Source organism: Lentzea sp., from assembly GCF_035525475.1.
Classification (GTDB): Bacteria; Actinomycetota; Actinomycetes; order Mycobacteriales; family Pseudonocardiaceae; genus Lentzea.
Genome location: NZ_DATLEC010000208.1, coordinates 49,954 through 62,850 on the forward strand (window position 1 = coordinate 49,954; position 12,897 = coordinate 62,850).

At 68.2% G+C, this 12,897-nt stretch carries 13 protein-coding genes; 9 read left to right on the forward strand and 4 right to left on the reverse strand.

Annotation, left to right across the window (positions count from 1 at the left end; translation table 11 throughout):
• Position 1: 1 nt before the first annotated feature.
• From VM306_RS32050 to VM306_RS32080, 7 genes are all read left to right on the forward strand, one after another.
• Complete coding sequence (locus VM306_RS32050) at positions 2–820, forward strand: ABC transporter permease (RefSeq protein ID WP_325521497.1); 819 nt, start codon at positions 2–4, stop codon at positions 818–820.
• Complete coding sequence (locus VM306_RS32055; protein ID WP_325521498.1) at positions 817–1,821, forward strand: ABC transporter ATP-binding protein; 1,005 nt, start codon at positions 817–819, stop codon at positions 1,819–1,821. The genes VM306_RS32050 and VM306_RS32055 overlap by 4 nt, the downstream gene beginning before the upstream one ends.
• Before the next feature lie 197 nt (positions 1,822–2,018).
• A complete protein-coding gene (locus VM306_RS32060; RefSeq protein WP_325521499.1) occupies positions 2,019–3,266 on the forward strand; it encodes a lysine N(6)-hydroxylase/L-ornithine N(5)-oxygenase family protein in 1,248 nt (415 codons plus the stop codon).
• 22 nt (positions 3,267–3,288) lie between these two features.
• Positions 3,289–3,483: an MbtH family protein gene (locus VM306_RS32065; protein WP_325521500.1), complete on the forward strand. Its 195-nt coding sequence runs from the start codon at positions 3,289–3,291 to the stop codon at positions 3,481–3,483.
• Positions 3,484–3,619: 136 nt separating this feature from the next.
• Positions 3,620–3,985, forward strand: a complete 366-nt coding sequence (locus tag VM306_RS32070; protein ID WP_325521501.1) for a GntR family transcriptional regulator — start codon at positions 3,620–3,622, stop codon at positions 3,983–3,985.
• The gene (locus VM306_RS32075; RefSeq protein WP_325521502.1) at positions 3,985–4,860 is read left to right on the forward strand and encodes an ABC transporter ATP-binding protein; all 876 of its coding nucleotides are present in this window, start codon (positions 3,985–3,987) and stop codon (positions 4,858–4,860) included. The genes VM306_RS32070 and VM306_RS32075 overlap by 1 nt, the downstream gene beginning before the upstream one ends.
• Positions 4,857–5,513: a hypothetical protein gene (locus VM306_RS32080; protein WP_325521503.1), complete on the forward strand. Its 657-nt coding sequence runs from the start codon at positions 4,857–4,859 to the stop codon at positions 5,511–5,513. The genes VM306_RS32075 and VM306_RS32080 overlap by 4 nt, the downstream gene beginning before the upstream one ends.
• Here the strand turns inward: VM306_RS32080 and VM306_RS32085 are convergent.
• From VM306_RS32085 to VM306_RS32095, 3 genes are all read right to left on the reverse strand, one after another.
• Positions 5,510–6,481: a LacI family DNA-binding transcriptional regulator gene (locus tag VM306_RS32085; RefSeq protein WP_325521504.1), complete on the reverse strand. Its 972-nt coding sequence runs from the start codon at positions 6,479–6,481 to the stop codon at positions 5,510–5,512. The genes VM306_RS32080 and VM306_RS32085 overlap by 4 nt on opposite strands.
• Before the next feature lie 5 nt (positions 6,482–6,486).
• Positions 6,487–6,834: a hypothetical protein gene (locus VM306_RS32090; RefSeq protein ID WP_325521505.1), complete on the reverse strand. Its 348-nt coding sequence runs from the start codon at positions 6,832–6,834 to the stop codon at positions 6,487–6,489.
• 119 nt (positions 6,835–6,953) lie between these two features.
• Positions 6,954–7,790, reverse strand: coding sequence for a DUF1996 domain-containing protein (locus VM306_RS32095; RefSeq protein WP_325521506.1), 837 nt, complete (start codon positions 7,788–7,790; stop codon positions 6,954–6,956).
• 213 nt (positions 7,791–8,003) lie between these two features.
• On the opposite strand from VM306_RS32095, the gene VM306_RS32100 reads away from it, so the two are divergent.
• Positions 8,004–9,713, forward strand: coding sequence for a discoidin domain-containing protein (locus tag VM306_RS32100; RefSeq protein WP_325521507.1), 1,710 nt, complete (start codon positions 8,004–8,006; stop codon positions 9,711–9,713).
• On the opposite strand, the gene VM306_RS32105 is transcribed toward VM306_RS32100, so the two are convergent.
• Entirely contained in the window at positions 9,697–11,634 is a 1,938-nt protein-coding gene (locus VM306_RS32105) for an endo-beta-N-acetylglucosaminidase (RefSeq protein WP_325521508.1), read from the reverse strand. The genes VM306_RS32100 and VM306_RS32105 overlap by 17 nt on opposite strands.
• A gap of 275 nt (positions 11,635–11,909) precedes the next feature.
• Here VM306_RS32105 and VM306_RS32110 point away from each other — a divergent pair, with 275 nt between their 5' ends.
• A complete protein-coding gene (locus VM306_RS32110) occupies positions 11,910–12,749 on the forward strand; it encodes a dienelactone hydrolase family protein (protein ID WP_325521509.1) in 840 nt (279 codons plus the stop codon).
• Positions 12,750–12,897: the final 148 nt, after the last annotated feature.

Consider the following 12,897-nt stretch of genomic DNA (forward strand, 5'->3'; position numbering starts at 1 on the left):
GATGAACTTCAAGACGAAACTCGGCCTGGGCATCCTGGCCTTCTTCACGCTGATCGCCGTGATCGGCGAGTGGATCGCGCCGTACGACCCGTCCGCGATGGGCGACGACCTGCTGTCGCCGCCCTCGGGGGCGCACTGGTTCGGCACCACCATGACCGGGCAGGACATCTTCTCCCAGGTGCTCGTGGGCACCAGGGGCGTGATGGTCGTCGGCCTGGTCTGCGGTGTGCTGGCGACCTTCCTGTCCATCCTGGTCGGGGTGACCGCCGGGTTCCTCGGCGGCGCGGCCGACGAGGCGTTGTCCATGCTGTCCAACGTCTTCCTGGTGATCCCGGCGCTGCCGCTGATCATCATCGTGGCGTCGATGCTGCCGTCGGCGGACACCGTGCTGATCGCGGCGGTCATCTCGCTGACCGCGTGGGCGTGGGGCGCGCGTGTGTTGCGCGCGCAGACGATGTCGTTGCGGCGCAGGGACTTCGTGGAGGCCGCACGGGCGTCCGGTGAGTCGACCTGGCGCATCATCGTGTTCGAGGTGCTGCCCAACCTGATGGCGGTGATCGCGTCCGGCTTCGTCGGCACGGTGATCTTCGCGGTCATGCTGCAGATCACCCTGTCGTTCGTCGGCGTCGTGTCGCTGTCGACCTGGAACTGGGGAACGATCCTGTTCTGGGCGCAGAGCAACCAGGCGCTCGGCCAGGGCGCGTGGTGGTGGTTCGTCCCCGCCGGCCTGTGCATCGCCCTGCTCGGCACGGCACTGGCACTGATCAACTTCGGGATCGACGAGTACGCGAATCCCCGCCTGCGGAAGGTGCGCGCATGAGCCCGGTGCTGGAGATCCGCGATCTCTCGGTGGACTACGGAACGCTCCGAGCCGTGCACGACGTCACCCTGACGTTGAACGCCGGCGAGGTGCTCGGCCTGGCGGGGGAGAGCGGCAGCGGCAAGTCCACGCTGGCCTACGCCGCGACCCGCCTGCTGCAGCCACCGGGGCGGGTGCCGTCCGGCCAGGTGCTGTTCAAGGGCCAGGACCTGTTGGCGCTGAGCGAGAAGCAGCTCCAGGTGCTGCGGTGGAGCGAGATCGCGATCGTGTTCCAGGGCGCGATGAACGCCCTGAACCCCGTCATCTCGGTCGGCACTCAGATCGACGACGTGCTGCGCACGCACCGGCCGTCGATGAAGCGTCCGGAGAGGACTGCGCGCGGCCGGGAGCTGTTGTCACTGGTGGGCATTCCCACCGACCGGCTGTCGTCCTATCCGCACCAGCTCTCCGGTGGCATGCGGCAGCGGGTGATGATCGCCATGGCGCTGGCGCTCGAACCCGAGATCGTCATCATGGACGAGCCGACCACCGCGCTGGACGTGGTGGTGCAGCGGTCGATTCTCGGTCAGATGATGCGGCTGCGGGAGACGCTTGGCTTCTCGGTCATCTTCATCACGCACGACATCTCGTTGCTGGTGGAGTTCTCCGACCGGATCGCGATCATGTACGGCGGTCGGGTGGTCGAGGAGGCTCCTGCTTCCGAGATCTATCGGGCGGCCAAGCATCCCTACAGTCAGGGGCTGCTTTCGTCGTTCCCGGCGTTGCGTGGTCCTCGGCGGGAGTTGCGAGGGATTCCCGGGTCGCCGCCTGATCTTCGTTCTATGCCATCCGGGTGCCCGTTTCATCCTCGGTGTCCGCATGCTATGGATGTTTGTGGTGAGCGGATGCCGTTGTTGGAGGCTGCGGGGGAGCGGCGGCGGGTGGCTTGCTGGTTGTCGGATGCGCGGGTCCTCGGGCTGAGTGCTTCTGGGGGCGCTGCCCCCAGGCCCCCGGCAATCTGATGGGCGGCGCCGCTCGTAGGTAGAGGGCACGCGTGGTGGTTTGGGCGGCTTCGCGGCTTCGGCCTGGTCGAGCTGTGCTCGTGTTGGGATCTTCTCCTGGTCTAGGACGTGGATCACGTCCGAATGTACTAGCTAAGGTATGCCTTAGTTAAGTTAGGGTCACTTTACGCCACCAGGAGTGCCAGGAGAGGATCGCGATGGAACCGGTGTTAGACCTGGCCGGGATCGGCTTCGGGCCGTCCAACCTCGCTCTCGCGATCGCCGTCGAGGAGCATCCGCTTCCTGTTCGGGCTCGGTTCTTCGAGAGGCAGGCCCGGTTCGGGTGGCATCGGGGGATGTTGCTCGAGGACGCCACCATGCAGGTGTCGTTCCTCAAGGACCTTGTCACCCTGCGCAACCCCACCAGCTCGTTCAGCTTCCTCTGCTACCTGCGGGATCGGGGTCGGTTGATCGACTTCGTCAACCACAAGAACCTCTTTCCGCTGCGCAAGGAGTTCCACGACTACTTCGAGTGGGCTGCTGAGCGGGTTGCTCACCACGTGTCGTACGGCTCTGCGGTGAGTGATGTTCAAGTCGAGGGGGACGGGTTTTCGTTCGCTGCCGGGGAGGGGCGGGTTCGGGCTCGGAACCTCGTGCTGGCCACCGGGCTGGAGGCCAACCTGCCTGAGGGCATCGCCACTGGTGAGCGGATTTGGCACAACAAGGACCTGCTGCACCGGGTGGAGTCGTTGAGGGACCCTCGGCACGTCGTCGTGGTGGGGGCTGGGCAGAGTGCTGCCGAGGCGGTGGCGTTCTTCCACGACCGGTTCCCCGGGGTTGTGGTGCACGGCGTCTTCGCGCGGTACGGGTACAGCCCTGCCGATGACAGCGCGTTCGCCAACCGGATTTTCGATCCTGCCGCTGTCGACGACTTCTACTCGGCGCCGGAGGAGGTCAAGCGGCGGTTGATGGGGTACCACGCCAACACCAACTACGGGGTTGTCGACCAGGACCTCATCGAGGAGCTGTACCGGCGGGTGTACCGGGAGAAGGTCGTCGGGCGGCAGAGGTTGTTGCTGCACAACACATCGCGCCTCGTCGACGTCGGGTCTGACGGGAAGTGCGTGGTCGAGTCGCTCGCTGATGGTGGGCGGGTGCCCGTCGATGCCGATGTGATCGTGTACGCGACCGGGTACCGGCCGGCCAACCCGGTGGGGTTGCTGGGTGATCTCGCTGAGCACTGTGAGCGGGATGAGCACGGGCGGTTGAAGGTTGCTCGTGACTACCGCGTTGTCACCAGTGAGGACGTTCGCGGCGGGATCTATCTGCAGGGCGGTACCGAGCACACGCATGGCATCACGTCGTCGTTGCTGTCGAACACGGCTGTGCGTGTCGGCGAGATTCTCGACTCGGTGTTGCGGCGGCCTGCCGCGTTGCCGCTGTCGAAGCTTCAGGCAGTCCGGTAGTTCCAGTGAGGAAGGGCCAGTGATGACCAACCCGTTCGAGGACCCGCAGGGCCGTTTCTTCGTGCTGGTCAACGAAGAGCAGCAGCACTCGCTGTGGCCGACCTTCGCGGAGGTGCCCGCCGGGTGGACCAAGGTCTACGGCGAGGAGAGCCGCGAGGCGTGCCTGGCCTACGTCGAGGAGAACTGGACGGATCTGCGTCCGGCCTCGATCCGGTGAAGTGGTGAAGCGGTGAAGTGAGGAGGCGTGACCCCGTGGGTCACGCCTCCATTTTTGTTCAGCGGGTTTGCGCCACCCCGCGGCCTCGTTGCTGCTATGGTTCATTACATGAGTAACGAACCCAGGAAGTGACGCCGTGTTCGACGACCGGAGCCCGATCTACCGCCAGATCGCCGACCGGATCAAGGCGGACGTGCTGAACGGGGCGTTGAAGGCCGACGAGCAGGTCATGTCGACCAACCAGTACGCCGCGTACTACCGGATCAACCCGGCGACGGCGGCGAAGGCCTTCCAGCAGCTCGTGGACGAGCAGGTGCTCTACAAGAAGAGGGGGATAGGGATGTTCGTGAGCGCGCAGGCTCGCGACATGTTGCGGGCACAGGGGAGGGAGACCTTCTTCGGGGAGGTCGTGGACCCGATGGTGGCGGAGGCGCGCGCCATCGGCATTCCGCTCGCCGAGGTCATCCGGCGTATCGAGCAGCACGAGAACGGGGGCGTGTGATGCGCGTTGACGCGCGAGGTCTAACGGTTCGCTACGGCGATGTCACCGCCGTTGACGACATCAGCTTTTCGTTGGAGGGCAACAAGATCTACGGCCTGCTCGGCCGCAACGGCTCCGGCAAGACCAGCCTGATGTCGGCGCTCGCCGGCTACCGCAGGCCGGTCGGGACCGTGACGCTCGACGGCGTGCCGGTCTTCGAGAACGCCGCCGCGATGCGCCAGGTCTGCCTGGTCCGGCACACCGCCGACGCCGCGGACAAGGGCGACAGGGTCTCCCACGTCCTCGAGTACGGCGCGGCGTGGCGCGACACGTGGGACAACGCGTACGCGCTGGAGCTGCTCGACCTGTTCAAGATCTTGTCCAAGGCCAAGGTCGGCGAGCTGTCACTGGGACAGCGGTCCGCGCTCGGTGTCGTGATCGGGCTCGCCAGCCGGTCGCCGCTGACGATGCTCGACGAGTCGCACCTCGGCATGGACACGCCCACGCGGTACGCGTTCTACGACGCGCTGCTGGGCGACTTCATGGCCCACCCGCGCACGATCATGATCTCCACGCACCTCATCGAGGAGCTGGCCTCGCTGCTGGAGGAGGTTCTGATCATCGACAGCGGACGGCTCGTGCTGCAGGAGGAGGCCGACGTGCTGCGCTCGCGCGGCACCGAGGTCACCGGGACCGCGCCGGACGTCGACGAGTTCACCGCCGGGCTGACCGTGCTGAGCGAGAAGTCGTTGGGGTGCACCAAGTCCGCGATGGTCTACGGCGCGCTGGACGACGCGCGGCTCGTCAGCGCACGCCGGCTCGGGCTGGAGCTCGGCCCGATCGCGTTGCAGGACCTGTTCGTCCACCTCACCGAACCCGTCGGGGGGAAGCGGTGAAGACTTTCCCGCACCTGACCAAGATCCTCCTCTCGTTCTCCGCGATGGTCGCGGGAGGCGCGTTCGCGTTCGCCGTGGTGCTGACGTTCGTCGTCTCGTTCTTCCGCGACGTCGAGATCAGCGCGTGGAACGTCGTCGCCTCCCACGTCGCGCCGTGGTTCCTGCTGTTCGTCGGCGTCTACGCGATCCACAACGTGCTGCCGATCGCGGTCGCGCACGGCCGCACGCGCCGCGAGTTCCTCGTGGCGGCGTCCGGGCTTTCCGTGGCGCTGACGGTCGTGGCGACGGTTCTGGCGTGGCTCGGGTTCCTCGCCGAGGGCGCGATCTACCCGCTCATGGACTGGAACGCCGACGACCGCGGCATGTTGTTCGCGCACCCCCTGATGTTCTTGGTGTGGTTCGTGACGGGCATGTTCTGCGCGGCGGCGTTCGCCAGGTTCGGGGCGGGCGGGGCCTTCGCGCTGCCGGTCGCGTTCGCGCTCATGACCGTCACGAGGGCCCAGATCCCGGGCACGGGCACCCTGCCGTTCGTCGCGAACGTCCCCGACCTGCTCGGGCCCGGATGGCACGCGGTGTCGGGCGCGGCGTTCGTGGTCGCACTGGCCGGGACGTGGGCGATCGCGCGGGACATGCCGATCCGCATCAAAACCTAACCGCTGTCGCGCACCACGAGCGACGGCTCGAAGATCACGGACGTGACGGGCGCCCGGTCGTCGGTGATCTGGCGCAGGAGCTGGCGGGCCATCTCCGCGGCCATGTCGGCGATCGGCTGCCGGACCGTCGTCAGCTCGGGTTCGCACGTCAGCGCGGCGGTGCTGTCGTCGAACCCGACGATCGCCACGTCGTCGGGCACCTTGCGGCCGTGGCGGTGCAGCACGGGGATCGCGCCGTTGGCCATGAGGTCCGACGCGATGAACACGCCGTCGACGTCGGGGCAGAGCTTGACGAGCTGTTCCATCGCGGCCACACCGGACTGCCGCGTGAAGTCGCCGTGGACGACCCACGCGTCGGGCACCTCGGCGAGGAAACCCTGGAGCCGGTCCTGGCCCGCCGGGGTGTCCTGCGGGCCGGTGATCGTGGCGATGCGGCGCCGTCCGAGCTCCTTCAGGCGGCGCCCGGCCAGTGCTGCGCCCGCCGTCTGGTTCACGTCGACGTACGTGATCGGCATCGGCTTGAGCGGACGCCCCGCCAGGACCGCCGGGTGCCCGGCCGCGATCAGCTGGCCGGGCACGGGGTCCGCCGGGTCGGTGTGCACGAGGATCACGCCGTCGAGCCGTCCGCACCGCAGGTCGCTCAGGGCCTGCTCGCGGGTGCCGGGGCCGGTCATCATCAGCACGAGCTGGACGCCCAGCGGCCGGACGACCCTCGTCACGCCGCTGACCACGCTCGCCAGGTGCGGATCGCCGAGCATGCGCCGTTCGTCCGGCAGCACCAGCCCGATCGCGTCGGCCCGGCGGGTGACGAGCGAGCGCGCGGCGATGTTCGGCAGGTATCCGGTGGTGGAGATGGCCTTCTCGACGGCGTGCCGGAGCGACTCGTCGACGGTGGCGGCGCCGTTGACCACCCGTGACGCGGTCGCGCGGGACACCCCGGCGACGCGGGCCACCTCCTCCAGCGTCACGCGCTTCACCCCGCCGCCAGTTCCGCCGTGCGGTGGCGTTCCATCAGCTTGACCACCTCGGCGGTGGGAGGGTGGGTGATCGCGGATCCCGCCGAGCGCAGGACTTCCAGCGACTCGGTGAGGTGCGCGTGGACGAACTGCCTCAGCGCGTCCGGGCTCGTCGCGGCCAGCTCGATCTCCGCATCCGTGGGCATGCCCGGCATGTCGTGCCCGGCGTGGTTGTCGACGTACGGCGCGTCGAGCAGCTTCCTCAGCTCCGCGAGCTCGGTGGTGCGGTTCTGCTTGAGCTCTGCTCGATCGGTGAGGCCGACCAGCTTGAGAGCCTGCTCGTCGGTGGCGATGGCCAGTTCCACGAACGCCCGTTCCGTTGTGCCGTAACCGTTCTGCGATGTCGTCGGTGGTGCCTGGGGTGCCGGCTGGGGAGGTGGAGCCTGCTGGCAGGCCGCGAGAAGGCCTGCCAGCAGGAGCACTGTCAGCCGTGGTTGCCGGCGTGATCGCACTTCAGCACCACGTTGATGCAGTTGCGGACGCGGCGTTCCATCTCGCCCCGCGGCCACACGTTGAAGAAGTCGCCGTGCATGGTCTGTCCTGTGCCGGACGCCAGTCTGAGACCGGCCGGGTTGCCGCTGACCGGGTACCGCAGCACCATGCGGAGCTTCGGCACCGGGACGGGGTGGGTCGACGGGCAGCCGCCCGCGACCGGGTAGGACAGGTGGGACTTGTGGTCGGACGAGTCGAGGTCCCTGCCGTTCCAGCACTGCGGGAAGTCCAGGTAGGTCTCGAGCATCGTGCCGGCCGGGCACTCCACGAAGTTCTTGGACGGGTTGACGTGCCCGGCGTGCAGGCAGGACCAGCGCGCGATGCTGTCGGCATCGCCCGTGGCCTTCGCGTTGCCCGCCACGATCTTCAGCCCGTACGGCATGGGCTGGATCGCCGCCGGGTTGTTCACGCCTTCACCGAGGTAGTAGAAGGTGACGCCGGTGGGGGCGATCGCGGTGTTGTCGCGGTACAGCGTGGGCACCCAGTACGACGAGATGTCCGCGACCGGGTTGCAGTTGCCCGTCTGCCCTTCCAGCGACTGCTGGGTCGAACGGGCGGTGGTCGAGTGGTTTCCGAAGAAGTCGTGCGAGTGGGAGGCGCCCGGCAGGTTCGGCAGGACGATCGGGTCGTCCGGCAGCCGGTGGCTGATCGGGCACTCCGCGAGGAACTCGGCGACGCGCACCGGTTCTCCCTGTGCGGCAACGGGAATGCTCAGCACCCCCGCGGCCAGGGCGAGGACGGTCGCCAGGTGGAACAAGGGCTTCTTCATTGAAGCTTCCTCTCCGCAGCAGGATTGGGAGAGCGCTCTCACGCTCATCGAGCATGGCGCAGGTCGTTACGAGGCGTCAATCCGCAAGAAACGTTCAGAAGTCCCGGTTTTCTTGACACCGCATGCCCGTTGCCCTGACTCTCGGCTTCGAACTCCTGTCGGAGAGAGCGCTCTCTCACACTCGTCGCCCGTTCTCCGGCCCCAGGAGCACCCATGTCAGGAAGGCTTCAACGCGGAAGACTCCCACTCCTCGTCGCGGCGGCTCTCGTAGCCGCCACGATCACACCGGCGGCGCACGCCGCCGGTCCGCTGCTCTCCCAGAACCGCCCGGTCACGGCGTCCAGCAGTGAGAACGCCGTGTTCGCCGCGACGGCCGCGGTCGACGGCGACCTGGGCACCCGCTGGTCCAGCACGTTCAGCGACCCGCAGTGGATCCAGATCGACCTCGGCTCGTCCGCGAAGGTCGACCAGGTGACGCTGTCCTGGGAGGCGGCGAGCGCCAGGGCGTACACGCTCAGCATCTCCGCGGACGGCACCAGCTGGCAGGAACTTCGTCGAACGACGACCGGCCCCGGCGGGACCGAGACGCTCGCGGTCAGCGGCACCGGCCGGTACGTGCGGCTCGACCTCACCCAGCGCGCCACGCAGTACGGCTACTCGCTGTGGGAGTTCCAGGTGTTCGGCAACCGCGACACCGGAGGCGGCGGGGAAACGCTGCTGTCCTACGGGAAGAGCGGTACGGCGTCGACCTTCCAGGACGACGCGAACTGCGGCCAGTGCAACCCGGCCAAGGCGTTCGACCGCGACCCGGCCACCCGCTGGGCCACGAGCCCGACCAACGGCTGGGTCGACCCCGGCTGGATCTCCGTCGACCTCGGCGCCAGGGCCACGATCTCCAAGGTCGTCCTGCAGTGGGACCCGGCGTTCGCCACGGCGTACCGACTGGAGGTCTCGGACGACAACGCGAACTGGCGGCAGATCTACTCCACGACGACCGGTCGCGGGTTCAAGGAGACGCTGGCGGTCAGCGGCACCGGCCGGTACGTGCGGATGTACGGCACGGCCAGGTCGAACGGCTACGGCTACTCGTTGTGGGAGTTCCAGGTCTACGGCACGGGCGGTGCTCCCACCACGCCTCCGCCGCTGCCGCCGAACCCGACGTTCCCGGGACGTCTGGTGTGGTCGGACGAGTTCAACGCGCCCGCGGGCACCGGGCCGGACGGCTCGAAGTGGCAGCCGGAGGTCGGGCCGGGCGTGAACAACGAGCTGCAGTACTACACGAACAACAACAACGCCCGGCACGACGGCAACGGCAACCTGGTGTTGCAGGCACGCCGTGAGGTCACGCCAGGAAGCGCCTGCCCGGTGGACCCGGTCAGCGGCAGCGGGACCTGCCAGTACACGTCGGCGCGGCTGAACACGTACGGCAAGTTCAGCTTCACCTACGGCCGGGTCGAGGCGCGCATCAAGGTGTCGTCGACGCAGGGGTTGTGGCCCGCGTTCTGGATGCTGGGCGCGGACTTCTTCGACCAGCGCAGGCCGTGGCCCTACACCGGCGAGATCGACATCATGGAGCACGTCGGCAAGGAGCCGAACACGGTCTACTCGACGTTGCACGCGCCGCAGTACTTCGGCGCGGGCGGCTACGGTTCGCCGCTCAACCTCGGCCAGCCCGCGTCGTCGGCGTTCCGGACCTTCGCGGTCGAGTGGGACTCCAGCCACATGACGTTCAGCGTGGACGGCAACAGGTTCTTCACCGTCGACAGGAACGTGCTGGAGACCACCCGCGGGCCGTGGGTCTTCGACCACCCGTTCTTCATCATCATCAACAACGCGGTGGGCGGTGACTGGCCCGGCCCGCCGGGGGCCGGGACGCAGCTGCCGCAGGACATGGTGCTGGACTACGTCAGGGTGTACCAGTGACCTGCCCGGAAGAGATGGCACCGCTCGCCGGCGGTGAGACGTCGAACGCCTCGCTGACGGCCTCGACCTCGATCAGCGCGGTCTCGCCGTTCGCCAGCGGGATCGCGGGCACGAAGTACGCGTCGTTCGCCGTGCCGCCCAGGAAGATCCGCTCGGTGCCGGTCTTGTAGACCCGGTACTGCCGGACCGCTCCCGGTGGACGAGTCCAGGTGAGCCGTGCCGACACCGTCGAGGCGTCGGTGCGGCTCACCTGCTCGACCCGCACGTCCGACGGTGCCGCCGGCGGCGTCATGACCGGGTTCGTGACGCCGATCCGGCCGATCAGCGCGGTGACCGCCGCGCCGGGCAGCACCCGCAGCGAGATCTCCGTGAGCGTCGTCCCGGAGTGCTCGCCGAGCGGGAACACGCTGCGCCGCCATGCCCCGCTGACGCCACCGAGGTCCAGGACCTTCTCGGTGGCGCCGAACCGCAGCACCGCCTGCAGCCGCGACGGCCCGGAACCGGTGCGGTGGACGATCTCGAACTGGCTCGCGCCGGTGATCGGCAACGACGTCGCGAACAGCCGGACGTCGTTGGCCTGCTGCGGAGTGCCGGTGATCTTCAGCGCGGTGCCGCCGTCGTACGGGTCGTCCCAGTCGAGTGACGGCGTGACCTTGGTGCCGGTCCCGGTGACGCTCCAGCGCCACGTGGGCAGGACGTCCTGCAGCGACAGGTTGTTCCACGGCCGGGTCGCGCGCACGGTGCCGTTGACCGCGAACTTCTTGCCGTGACCGGTGTTGAAGTTCGTGACGAACGGCAGCGAGGTGATCGGCGTCAGCTCGGTGATGTAGTGGGCGATGCCCTTCCAGCTCGCCGTCGTCGTGGTGTTCGCCGGGTCGCCGTTCTGGCCGACCCAGAACCTGTTGTCCCGCGCGTAGAAGTCGGCGGGACCGGTCGACGACTTGAACGTCCACTCCGGACGGTAGAAGCCGAGTGACGTCGTGTGCGGCTTGCCCTCGGGGAAGACGGAGGCCCAGCCGACGCTCGTGTTGTAGCCGCTGGACTCCACGTCCACACCGGACGCCAGGTCGTACGGGCTGCGGCCCATCTGCCGCGCGAGGGCCGCCGAGCTCGCGAGTCCCTGCGTGCTCCACCAGAAGTTCAGGAACATCTCGTCGGACTGCTCGAAGAACGTCCGGTTCCGCGCGGTGAGGGCGTTCTGCCAGCTGACGCTTCCGGTGTCGGTCATAGCGTCGTACCAGATGATCCGCAGCCCGCTCTTGCGGAGGTAGACGATGAAGTCGCGCATGTCGTTCGCGAGCTGGGTGTTGCCGCCGGCGGTCTCCTGGTTGAGGAACCAGCCGTCGAAGCCGTGGTGGCGTGCGACCTGGACCATCTTGTCGGCCACCGGGAACCTGTCGCCCTCGCGCCTCACGAAGTCGCGGACCCACTGGATCTGGCCGCCGTACGCGGTCGGTGGGAGGAACACGTTGCCGATGACGCGCACGCCGTTGCGGTGCGCGGCGTCGGTGACGGTCGGGTTCGGTGCGAGGATCAGGCCCTCGGAGGCGGAACCGCCCCAGAACACCAGCTCGTCGATGTACTGCCAGTAGTTCGTGGCGTAGTAGTGCATGTCGAGCGAACCCTGCGACGGATTGTTGCTCGTCGGCGCGTACGCCACCAACGCCTGCACGCGCGCTTCGCCAGAGTGGGCGTGTGCATTGGCCGGTCTCGCGGGGACGACGCGCCTCGCGAGCGGCACGGTGCTGCGGTTGTACTTCGCATCCCGGTCGGTCGACGGATCCCAGTCGAGGATCGTGGCCGGGTGCCAGTACGACGCATAGGGCTGCGCGGTGTCGGCGGCGGACGCGGGAGTCTCGGACAGCAGACCGGTGAGCGCTGCTGTGGAGCTCAGAACGAGGAACTGTCTCCGAGTGGGCACGTGATCACCCTTGTGCGCCACCCGATTGGCCGCATACCGCCGCTGCGGTGACCGACAAGACGACAATGCCGGACTCTGCTGCTCTCGGTAACCGGACCTCGTTCGACTCGAATCGACTCCGGCCGTTCGACGGCTGTGCACGTCACGGCCAGGCGCGGTACGCCGAAATGTCCCGTTAACCATCCGAGTGGCCGAACCCCTCGTGGCTACCGGGCGGTAGCGTGAGCGCCGCCGTCGCTTTTGGTTCCCCTGCAACCAATCGAGGTGTCACCGTCGTGCGCATCAAAGCAGTGCTTGCGGCGCTCATCCTGGCGCTGATCCCAGCCACCACACCGGCCACCGCCACCGCGGCGGCCAACCCCTACGAACGCGGCCCCGCACCCACGGCCACTTCCGTCGAAGCCTCCCGAGGCACCTTCGCCGTCACGTCCACGGCCGTCGCCCGCCAGTCGACCTTCGGCGGCGGCACGGTCTACACGCCCACCAGCGACCTCACGTTCGGCGCGGTCGCGATCTCACCCGGCTTCACCGCCACCCAGACCTCCGTCGCGCACTTCGGCCCGCGGCTCGCGTCCTACGGGTTCGTGGTGATCACCATCAACACCCTGTCCACCCTCGACGACCCGGACAGCCGCGGCCGCCAGCTCCTGGCCGCACTGGACTACGTCGTGCGCACCAACCCGCGCGTCGACGCCTCACGCCTCTCCGTGATGGGTCACTCCATGGGCGGTGGGGGAGCGTTGCGCGCCTCCGCGACCCGTCCCGCCCTGCAGGCATCGATCCCGATGGCCGGCTGGCACACCACGAAGAACTGGTCGACGGTCCAGGTGCCGACCCTGGTGCTCGGCGGCCAGAACGACCCCACCGCCCCGAACTCGCAGCACTCCACGCCGTTCTACAACTCCATCACGGCGGCGCCCGACAAGGCGTTCCTGGAGCTGCGCGGCGGCGACCACTCGGATCCGCGCGCCGACAACGTGACGGTGCGCAAGTACACGCTGTCGTGGCTCAAGCGGTTCGTCGACGACGACCTGCGGTACGACCAGTTCCTGTGTCCGGCTCCTGCGCCGAACACGCTCATCTCGGCGTACCGGGACACCTGCCCGCACGCCTGACCCCCTGACGGGGTGCTGCGCCGGTTCAGCGACGGCCCGGCGCGGCCCCTCGCTCACCCGAGGATTCCGCGCACCTCCTCCACCGAGGCGTCGACCGCCCCTGCGTCCAAGGTCGCCCCGCTGACGTGGGGGAGGTGCACGAGCATGA

What these genes read in the sequence shown, in the direction of transcription:
- VM306_RS32100 (WP_325521507.1), top strand. Translation starts at nt 8,004, where the DNA reads ATGTCAGGAAGGCTTCAACGCGGAAGACTCCCACTCCTCGTCGCGGCG.
- VM306_RS32075 (WP_325521502.1), top strand. Translation starts at nt 3,985, where the DNA reads ATGCGCGTTGACGCGCGAGGTCTAACGGTTCGCTACGGCGATGTCACC.
- VM306_RS32065 (WP_325521500.1), top strand. Translation starts at nt 3,289, where the DNA reads ATGACCAACCCGTTCGAGGACCCGCAGGGCCGTTTCTTCGTGCTGGTC.
- VM306_RS32095 (WP_325521506.1), bottom strand. Translation starts at nt 7,790, where the DNA reads ATGAAGAAGCCCTTGTTCCACCTGGCGACCGTCCTCGCCCTGGCCGCG.
- VM306_RS32050 (WP_325521497.1), top strand. Translation starts at nt 2, where the DNA reads ATGAACTTCAAGACGAAACTCGGCCTGGGCATCCTGGCCTTCTTCACG.
- VM306_RS32055 (WP_325521498.1), top strand. Translation starts at nt 817, where the DNA reads ATGAGCCCGGTGCTGGAGATCCGCGATCTCTCGGTGGACTACGGAACG.
- VM306_RS32060 (WP_325521499.1), top strand. Translation starts at nt 2,019, where the DNA reads ATGGAACCGGTGTTAGACCTGGCCGGGATCGGCTTCGGGCCGTCCAAC.